The organism is Tissierellales bacterium (assembly GCA_035301805.1).
Lineage (GTDB): Bacteria > Bacillota > Clostridia > Tissierellales > DATGTQ01 > DATGTQ01.
In genome coordinates this window covers 1-9,369 of the sequence record DATGTQ010000056.1, presented here as the reverse complement: position 1 = coordinate 9,369, position 9,369 = coordinate 1, and the positions used below count along the sequence as shown (strand labels likewise).

8 protein-coding genes are annotated in these 9,369 nt (G+C 31.8%); all 8 read left to right on the top strand.

The features are described 5' to 3' along the window. A partial coding sequence (locus tag VK071_02450; GenBank protein ID HLR34170.1) for a phosphoribosylformylglycinamidine synthase subunit PurQ occupies positions 1–1,216 on the top strand: 1,216 nt, incomplete at its 5' end. A gap of 10 nt (positions 1,217–1,226) precedes the next feature. After that, on the top strand, positions 1,227–1,700 hold the full coding sequence (gene purE / locus VK071_02445; GenBank protein HLR34169.1) for a 5-(carboxyamino)imidazole ribonucleotide mutase: 474 nt from the start codon (positions 1,227–1,229) through the stop codon (positions 1,698–1,700). 25 nt (positions 1,701–1,725) lie between these two features. Next, complete coding sequence (purF, locus tag VK071_02440) at positions 1,726–3,096, top strand: amidophosphoribosyltransferase (GenBank protein ID HLR34168.1); 1,371 nt, start codon at positions 1,726–1,728, stop codon at positions 3,094–3,096. After that, positions 3,080–4,108, top strand: coding sequence for a phosphoribosylformylglycinamidine cyclo-ligase (gene purM / locus VK071_02435; protein HLR34167.1), 1,029 nt, complete (start codon positions 3,080–3,082; stop codon positions 4,106–4,108). Before purF ends, purM begins: the two co-directional genes overlap by 17 nt. After that, complete coding sequence (gene purN, locus VK071_02430) at positions 4,099–4,725, top strand: phosphoribosylglycinamide formyltransferase (protein ID HLR34166.1); 627 nt, start codon at positions 4,099–4,101, stop codon at positions 4,723–4,725. Before purM ends, purN begins: the two co-directional genes overlap by 10 nt. 4 nt (positions 4,726–4,729) lie before the next feature. Next, a complete protein-coding gene (gene purH / locus VK071_02425) occupies positions 4,730–6,262 on the top strand; it encodes a bifunctional phosphoribosylaminoimidazolecarboxamide formyltransferase/IMP cyclohydrolase (GenBank protein ID HLR34165.1) in 1,533 nt (510 codons plus the stop codon). A 23-nt stretch (positions 6,263–6,285) separates the two neighbouring features. Beyond that, positions 6,286–7,536 (top strand): phosphoribosylamine--glycine ligase, encoded by a 1,251-nt coding sequence (gene purD / locus VK071_02420; protein HLR34164.1) that lies wholly within the window; start codon positions 6,286–6,288, stop codon positions 7,534–7,536. A gap of 128 nt (positions 7,537–7,664) precedes the next feature. After that, on the top strand, positions 7,665–8,954 hold the full coding sequence (locus VK071_02415; GenBank protein ID HLR34163.1) for an NCS2 family permease: 1,290 nt from the start codon (positions 7,665–7,667) through the stop codon (positions 8,952–8,954). Positions 8,955–9,369 lie beyond the last annotated feature (415 nt).

The following is a 9,369-nucleotide window of genomic DNA, read 5'->3' as shown; positions in this document are numbered from 1 at the left end:
TATGGTAGATTTTGAACAGCTGAAAAGAAATTATGGAAAGATAAAAGAATTAATTGATGAGGGAAAAATAATATCTGCTTCCACTATTAAATTTGGTGGCCTAGCTAGAACTATAAGTGAAATGAGTTTTGGAAATAAAATAGGAATGAAATTTAATTCAAATATAGCTGAAGAAGAATTATTCCTACCTAAATACGGCTCAATAGTAGTAGAGATAAATGGGGATACAGAAGAACTATTAAAAGATATAGATTATAAATTATTAGGTGGGACTGTAGAAAAACAATGTATTGAAATACTAGGAGAAAAGATTTCTATAGGAAATTTAATAGATAAATGGGAAGAACCTTTAGAAAATGTATTTCCAATAAATAAAGGTAGCAAAGAAAAGATAAAACCTATTAAATATATTGAAGCTTCTAAGAAAAAATCTAATATTAAAGTAGCTAAACCTAGAGTATTGATTCCAATATTTAATGGAACTTATGGAGAATACGATATGGCAGAGAAATTTGAAAAGGCTGGTGGAATAGTAGAAACCTATGTCTTTAGGACATTGACAGAAGGTAATATAGAAAACTCTTACAAAGAATTAGCCAAAAAAATTAAAGAATGTCAAATACTTGGATTATCTGATGGAGCAGTTTTAGGAGATGAACCAGAAGGTGGAGGGAAGTTCATATCTATTGTATTGAAAAATCTATGGGTTAAAGATGCAATAATGGATTTATTAAATAATAAAGATGGATTAGTTTTAGGAATAGGTAATGGATTCCAAGGATTAGTAAAGTCAGGGCTTATACCTTATGAAGGAATAAAAGATTTAGATGAAAAGGGGCTAAATATAACTTATAATCCATTAGGTCAACATATATCTACAATGGTAAAAACAAAGGTTGTATCTAATTTATCACCTTGGTTTAATAATGTAAAGGTAGGAGATATTCATATATTACCATTATCAACTAAAGAAGGTAGAGTAGTTGGGGACAAGGAAACTATTGAAGAATTAATTAAAAACGGGGAAATAGCTACTCAATATGTTGACTTTGACCCGACAAATTCTGTGGCTGCTATAGAAAGTATAACTAGTTCTGAAGGCAGAATATTAGGTAAAATGGCTAGCTCCGATAGAATAGATAAGGATATCTATAAAAATATAGAAGGTAGTGGAAATGACAAGATATTTGAAGCAGGAATTAATTATTTTAAATAGGAGGGATATTGTGAAAGTTGCTATTGTAATGGGAAGTATATCGGATAAGGAAATAGGAGATAGAGTAGTTGATATATTAGAAAAGTTTCAAGTTGAAATAGAATTAAGGGTTATTTCAGCTCATAGAACACCTTATAAAGCTATAGAATTTGCAGAAAAGGCAGAGGAAAATGGTATAGAAGTAATTATTGCTTTAGCAGGGAAAGCTGCTCATTTAGCAGGGGTATTGGCAGGAGTTACTACTTTACCTGTTATAGGTGTTCCAATTAAATCTTCAACTATGGATGGAATGGATTCTCTTTTATCTACAGTCCAAATGCCAAAGGGAGTGCCAGTAGCTACTGTAGCAATAAATGGAGGGGAGAATGCTGGACTTTTAGCAGTACAAATTCTTTCACTAAAATATCCAGAGTTGAAAGAAAAGCTAAAAGATTATAAAAAAGAAATGGCTTTAAATGTTGACAAAATGGATGAGGAAGTATAAAAAGCTATTTTACGGGAGTGAAAAAATGAGTGGAATAATAGGTTTATATACGGAGGAAGAAAAAAATATTTCCAAAAAAATATACTATGGTTTATATGCTCTGCAACATAGGGGACAAGAAGGCACTGGAATGGCTGTAAATAATAATGGATTTGTTGATTATACAAAGGAATTTGGTTTAGTCCATGAGGCTTACAATAATGAAACTCTAGATAGATTAAGAGGAAATATAGGTATAGGCCATGTAAGAAGCTCAGATACTATTGAAAATATTACTGCCAATGTAGAGCCCTTAGTAATTGGATATAAGAAAGGGGCTCTAGCCTTGGCCAATGATGGAAATATAGTTAATGCTAAAGAAATTAGAGATGAACTAGAAGACAAAGGAGTCATATTTCAATCTAATACAGATGCAGAAGTAATAGCTAATTTAATAGCTAGATACCATAAAGACGATATAGAAGAAGCTATTATTAAAGCCTTAGAAACTATCAAAGGCTCTTATACCTTAGTCCTTATGACTACAGATAAATTAATAGGTGTAAGAGATCCTTATGGCATGAAACCTTTATCTATAGGGAGATTAGGTAATGATTATGTTCTTTCATCAGAAACTTGTGCTTTTGACACAATGGGAGCCAAATTAGTACGGGATGTGGAACCAGGAGAAATGGTTGTAATAAATAAAGAAAGTCTAAAAAGTATGAAGTTTGATGATGCAAAACCAAAGAAAATGTGCTTATTTGAATTTATATATTTTGCAAGGCCTGATAGTAAGATTGATGGAAGAAGTATATATTTAGCTAGAAGAGAAGCAGGAAGAATTTTAGCTAAGGAAAGTCCAGCAGATGGAGATATAGTAATATCAGCTCCTGATTCTGGTACAGTGGCAGCTATTGGTTATGCAGAATCTTCCGGGATGCCTTATGATGAAGGATTAATAAAAAATAGATATGTAGGAAGAACTTTCATCCAGCCAACTCAGGAGTTAAGAGAACAGGGAGTAAAGATAAAATTAAATGTTTTAGATGAAAATGTGAAAGGAAAAAAAGTAGTGCTTGTAGATGATTCTATAGTTAGAGGAACTACCGTTAAACAGACTGTAAAAATGATAAAAGATGCTGGAGCAAAAGAAGTACATGTTCGGATAAGCTCACCACCAGTAAAATACCCTTGTTTTTTTGGACTAGATACTTCCAAAAGAAAACAATTAATAGCTTCTGAAAAATCAGTAGAAGAAATTAGGGAAATTATTGGTGCAGATTCTTTGGCATTCTTATCTTTAGAAGGCCTTATAAAAGGGGCAGGAAATGATGATGTATTTTGTACTGGCTGTTTCAATAATATTTATCCTATGAATATAAAGGAGGGAGAAAGGAATGAAGCTAACTTATAAAAATTCGGGAGTAGATAAAGAAGCAGGATATAAACAGGTTTCCTTAATAAAAAATATTGTGAAGAAAACTTATACAGAAGGAGTCCTTAGGGATGTTGGTGGATTTGCTGGTTTATTCCAACTGAATAATGAAGATTATGAAGAACCTGTTTTAGTCTCTGGAACTGATGGAGTAGGGACAAAGTTAAAAATTGCTTTTGAACTAGACAAACATAATACTATTGGAGAAGATTGTGTAGCAATGTGTATAAACGACATATTATGTCAAGGGGCAAAGCCTTTATTCTTCCTAGATTATATAGCCACAGGAAAATTAGAACCGGAAAAAATGGCAAAAATAGTAGAAGGTGTAGCTAGTGGATGTAAGAAAGCAGGCTCTGCTTTAATTGGTGGAGAAACAGCAGAAATGCCTGGATTTTATAAAGAAGATGAATATGATTTAGCAGGGTTTGCGGTAGGGATAGTGGATAAGAAAAAAATAATTGATGGCTCGGCTATAGAAGAAGGAGATTTAGTGATAGGACTACCTTCTGATGGTATCCACAGTAACGGTTATTCCCTAGTAAGAAAAATACTTGAAGTAGCAAATATTAAATTAGATAAATATATTGAAGAATTAGGTTGTACAGTAGGAGAAGAATTACTTAAGCCTACAAGAATATATGTTAATCCTGTTTATGAATTAATAGAAGATTACCATATCAAAGGTATAAGCCATATTACTGGTGGAGGACTTTATGAAAATATACCAAGAGTTTTACCAGAAGGATTAACTGCTGTAGTAGATACTACAAAAATAAAGATGCCTTTAATATTCAATTTACTAAGAGAATGGGGAAGTATTGATATAGATGAAATGTATCACACATTTAATATGGGTATCGGTATGGTTTTAGTTGTAGATAAAGAAGAAGGATCTAAAATAATTAAGTTTTTAGAAGAAAAAAAAGAGAAAGGTATTATCCTTGGTGAAATTAAAAAAGGAGAGGAAAGAATAAAATTATGCCATTAACAAATATTGGTGTTTTAATTTCAGGAAGTGGAAGTAATCTTCAAGCACTAATAGACAATACAAAGTCAGGTTATATAAAGGGAGAAGTCAAATTAGTAATTTCTAATAAAAAAGAAGCTTATGGTTTAATTAGAGCAGAAAAAGTAGGTATAGAAACTCTTTATATAAATCCCAAAGATTTTAATTCATCAGAAGAATACAATAGAGAAATAATTAAAGAATTAAATAAAAGAAATATTGAACTTGTAGTATTAGCAGGATATTTAAAAATATTATCTAAAGGTTTTGCAGGAGAATATAAAGGAAGAATTATAAATATTCATCCTTCTTTAATACCTAGTTTTTCTGGTAAAGGCTATTATGGGGAGAAAGTTCACGAGGAAGTATTAAAATACGGAGTAAAGGTAACGGGAGCTACTGTTCACTTTGTAGATGAAGGGACAGATACAGGACCTATAATTTTACAGGAGATAGTAGAAGTTTATGAAGATGATACGGTAACTACCTTAAAAGAAAGGGTGCTAAAGGTAGAACATAAACTATTACCTAAAGCAGTGAAACTTTATTGTGACAGGAAATTGTCTATTGATGAAAGAAAAGTAGTAAGATTGAGGTGATTAAATGAAAAGGGCAATTATAAGTGTTTATGATAAAAGTGGAGTAGTGGAATTTTCAAGAGGGTTAAAAGAATTAGGTTGGGAAATAGTTTCAACAGGTGGTACTAAAAAAGCTTTAGAAACCGCTGGAATAGATGTAATTGATATTGAAGATGTGACAAACTTTAAAGAAATATTTGATGGAAGAGTAAAAACTTTAAATCCATATATCCATGGTGGAATACTTTTTAGAAGAGATTATAAGGAAGATTTAAAGACTTTGGAAGAATTAAATATTAAATCTATAGATTTAGTAGTAAATAATCTCTATCCTTTTAAAGAAACTTTATTAAAAGAAGGAGTAAGCCATGAGGAAATAATAGAAAATATTGATATAGGTGGTCCTTCAATGATTAGGGCTGCAGCCAAAAATTATAAATTCGTAACTACGGTTATAGACCCACTAGATTATGAACTAGTTTTAGAAGAGCTTAAAAAAAAGGGAGAAACTGATTTAGAGACTAGAAAATATTTAGCTAGGAAAGTATTCCAATATACCGCTCAATATGACAGTTTAATAGCTAATTATTTCAATGAATTAGACGAAATAATATTTCCTAAAAAATTAACAATAACTTTTGATAACAAGAAAGAATTAAGATATGGAGAAAATCCTCATCAGAAAGCTGCTTTTTATGAAGATGTTTTCAGTCCTACAGGAACTATAGGAGTTTGTGAACAATTACATGGAAAAGAATTGTCTTTTAACAATATAAATGATGGAAATGGAGCTTTAGAAATACTTAAGGAATTTGAAGAACCAACGGTGGTAGCTGTAAAACATGCTAATCCTTGTGGTATAGGTAGTGGAGAAACCTTAATAGACGCTTATGAAAAAGCCTATGAATGTGACCCAAAGTCTATTTTCGGTGGGATATTGGCTATTAATAGGGAGGTGGATGAAGAAGTAGCTAAAAGAATTAATGAAATATTTATAGAAATAGTTATAGCTCCTTCTTATAGTGGTGAAGCCTTAGAAATATTAAAGTCAAAGAGAAATATAAGGATTCTTAAACTGCCAGAAATTATGGTTAAGGGTGAAAAATTCTTAGATATGAAGAGAGTAATAGGTGGACTATTAGTACAAGAAAGAGATACTGAATTACTTGAAGAAGAGTTAGAAGTAGTAACTGACAGGAAACCAACTGAGGAGGAAATGGAAGATCTATTATTTGCTTGGAAAGCTGTGAAATATGTTAAATCAAATTCAGTGGTTTTAGTTAAAGATAAGGGAACTATAGGTATAGGAATGGGGCAAGTAAATAGAGTGTGGGCAGTAGAGGCTGCTATTGAACATAGTGGTGAAAAGGTAGAGGGAAGTGTTCTGGCCTCTGATGGATTCTTCCCTTTTGATGATTCTATAAAGGCCTTAGCGAAGGCAGGGGTAACAGCTATTATTCAGCCAGGTGGCTCTATAAGGGATGAAGAGGCCATTAGGACAGCTAATGAAAATGGTATAGCTATGGTATTTACAGGTATGAGACATTTTAAACACTAAAAGAGAAAGAGGGGAGAAAGACGATGAAGGTACTAGTAGTAGGTAGTGGTGGGAGAGAACATGCTCTTTGTTGGAAAATAGCTAAAAGTGAAAAAGTGTCCAAAATATATTGTGCACCAGGAAATGGTGGAACAGAAGATTTAGCCGAAAATGTAAATATTAATCCTTCAGATTTAGATTCCCTTGGAAATTTTGCTTTAGAAAATAATATTGATCTAACAGTTGTAGGTCCAGAGGAGCCTTTAGTTAATGGCATAGTAGATAAATTTAAGGAAAAAGGATTAAAGATTTTTGGAGTAAATAAAAAGGCTGCTCAATTAGAAGGAAGTAAGTTATATTCAAAAGAGTTTATGGAGAAATATAATATACCTACAGCTAAATATAAAAGCTGTAATACTAGGGAAGAAGCTATTAATAGTTTAGAAGAATTTAACTATCCTCTTGTAATAAAGGCAGATGGTCTTTGTGCAGGAAAAGGAGTGTTAATAGTAAATACAAAGGAAGAAGCATTAAAGGCCATTGACAAGATAATGGGAGAAAAAGTCTTTGGAGAAGCTGGTGAAACTGTAGTTATAGAGGAATTTTTAGAGGGAGTAGAATGTTCTCTACTTTGTTTAGTGACAAAGGATAAAATAATTCCTTTAGAAACTGCAAGAGATTATAAGAAAATATTTGAAAAAGATAAAGGAGCAAATACTGGTGGCGTAGGGTGTTTTTCACCAAATACTATTTTAAATAAGGAATTAGAAGATATTATAAGAGAAGAAGTTTTTGAAAATATAAAAATAGGATTTGAAAAAGAAAATACCGATTATAGAGGCATAATATTTATAGGTCTTATGATTACAGAGAGAGGACCAAAAGTTTTAGAATTTAATGTAAGATTTGGGGACCCAGAAACAGAAGTAATTCTTCCAAGATTAAAAAGTGATATAGTAGATATTTTTGAAAAAACTATCAATGGAACTTTAGAAAAAGAAGATTTAAAATGGAGAGAAGAAAAATGTGCTACAGTAGTACTTACCTCTAAAGGCTATCCATCTAAATACGAAAAAGGAAAAGAGATAAAAGGGTTAGAAAAATTAGATAAGGATATAATTGTATTCCACAACAGAACCAAAACTGAAAACCAAAAGCTTTATACCAATGGAGGAAGAGTATTATCTATTACAGCCTTAGGAAATACTATAGATCTAGCAATAGATAAAGTATATAAAAATATAGAAAAAATAAATTTTAATGGAATGTGCTTCAGAAATGATATCGGCAACTGAGAAAAGGGGACGGACCTTTTTTCTTACTTCTTAGTAGGGTAACTAGGATAAGAAGACGGGCGTGGGTTAATTATAATAATTACTATTAATTATATGTTATAAAATTAGCGTTAAAGGAGAGTTATAATATGGAGAATTTTTTTAAACTGAAAGAACATGGTACAGATGTAAAAACTGAAATTGTAGCAGGAATTACCACTTTTATGACTATGGCTTATATTTTAGCGGTAAACCCTCTTATCCTTTCAGATGCAGGGATGGATAAAGGAGGAGTATTTACAGCTACAGCTTTAGCCTCTGTTATAGCTACATTAATAATGGCTCTATATGCAAAGTATCCTTTTGCTTTAGCTCCAGGTATGGGGCTTAATGCATTCTTTGCTTATGTTGTAGTATTGGACATGGGTTATTCATGGCAATTTGCATTAACTGCAGTACTTATTGAAGGTATTATTTTCATATTATTATCCTTTGTGAGAGCAAGAGAGGCTATATTTAATGCCATTCCACTAAATTTAAAGAAGTCAGTCTCTGTAGGTATTGGATTGTTTATTGCATTTATAGGACTTTCCAATGTAGGTATTGTAGTAGTAGGAGAAGGGGTACCTTTAACTTTAGGAAATATAAAGGATCCTAGTGTTTTACTGGCATTAATAGGGATTATAATAATGGGCTTTTTATTAGCTAAAAAGGTTAAGGGAGCATTACTTATTGGTATTATAGCCACCACTATTATAGGGATACCTATGGGGGTAACAGTGACTCCAGAAGGAGGAATAATTAGTCTACCGCCATCTTTGAGGGAAGTGGCATTTCAATTTGAATGGGAAAATATTTTTACGATGGATATGTTAATAGTAGTATTTACATTTTTATTTGTAGATATATTTGATACTATTGGAACTTTAACAGGTGTTGCGTCAAAGGCTAATATGTTAGATGAAGAAGGGAAACTTCCAAAGGTAAATGAAGCATTATTAGCTGATGCTGTAGGTACAGTGGCAGGTTCGTGTTTAGGTACTAGCACTGTAACCACCTTTGTAGAAAGTGCTTCAGGAGTAGCAGAAGGAGGTAGAACTGGTCTTACTGCTTTATCAACAGCAGGTATGTTTGCCCTTTCATTATTATTTGCACCATTATTTATAATGGTACCATCATCGGCTACAACACCAGCATTAATATTAGTAGGATTATTTATGATGGGGCCTATAAAAGAAATTGACTTTGAAGATTTTACAGAAGCTATTCCAGCATTTTTAACAATAATAATGATGCCACTAGCTTATAGTATTGCAGAAGGAATTGTCTTTGGATTATTGTCTTATGTAATATTAAAATTAATAACTGGCAAAACAAAAGAAATATCACCAACAATGTATATATTAGCAGTATTGTTTATTATTAGGTTTATAATATAGTAGCAAATAAAGTGAGAAGAAGGGTCTGTCCTTTTTCTCACTTTTCCTCATTCACCTGAATTGGCGGGTAAGGTATGGAAGGAATGGAAACCAAGGAAGTAATATTAATTTAGATAAAACAGTGATATCGGAATTTGTGATCGATATCACTGTTTTGTAATTTTCTAACGAAGATAATAAAAGCTTTGAAAGCAGTGATATTAGTATAAACTACAATATCACTGCTTTTTTATCATCACAGAAGCAAATAGAGAAAAAAGACTGTCCCCTTTTCTCAATTATTTTTGTAGAGAAGTAACAAAGTAATTGTTTTTATCTTGTGCTAGGATAAAGTTGATTAATATTGTGTATTAAAGGAGGTCTATTTTATGGCAACAAATAAAAAGTATATTTTAGCAGTACCGAATTTCAGTGA

Coding starts and splice junctions, on each gene's coding strand:
- purF (HLR34168.1), top strand. CDS start 1,726: ATGAGTGGAATAATAGGTTTATATACGGAGGAAGAAAAAAATATTTCC.
- purM (HLR34167.1), top strand. CDS start 3,080: ATGAAGCTAACTTATAAAAATTCGGGAGTAGATAAAGAAGCAGGATAT.
- purN (HLR34166.1), top strand. CDS start 4,099: ATGCCATTAACAAATATTGGTGTTTTAATTTCAGGAAGTGGAAGTAAT.
- purH (HLR34165.1), top strand. CDS start 4,730: ATGAAAAGGGCAATTATAAGTGTTTATGATAAAAGTGGAGTAGTGGAA.
- purD (HLR34164.1), top strand. CDS start 6,286: ATGAAGGTACTAGTAGTAGGTAGTGGTGGGAGAGAACATGCTCTTTGT.
- VK071_02415 (HLR34163.1), top strand. CDS start 7,665: ATGGAGAATTTTTTTAAACTGAAAGAACATGGTACAGATGTAAAAACT.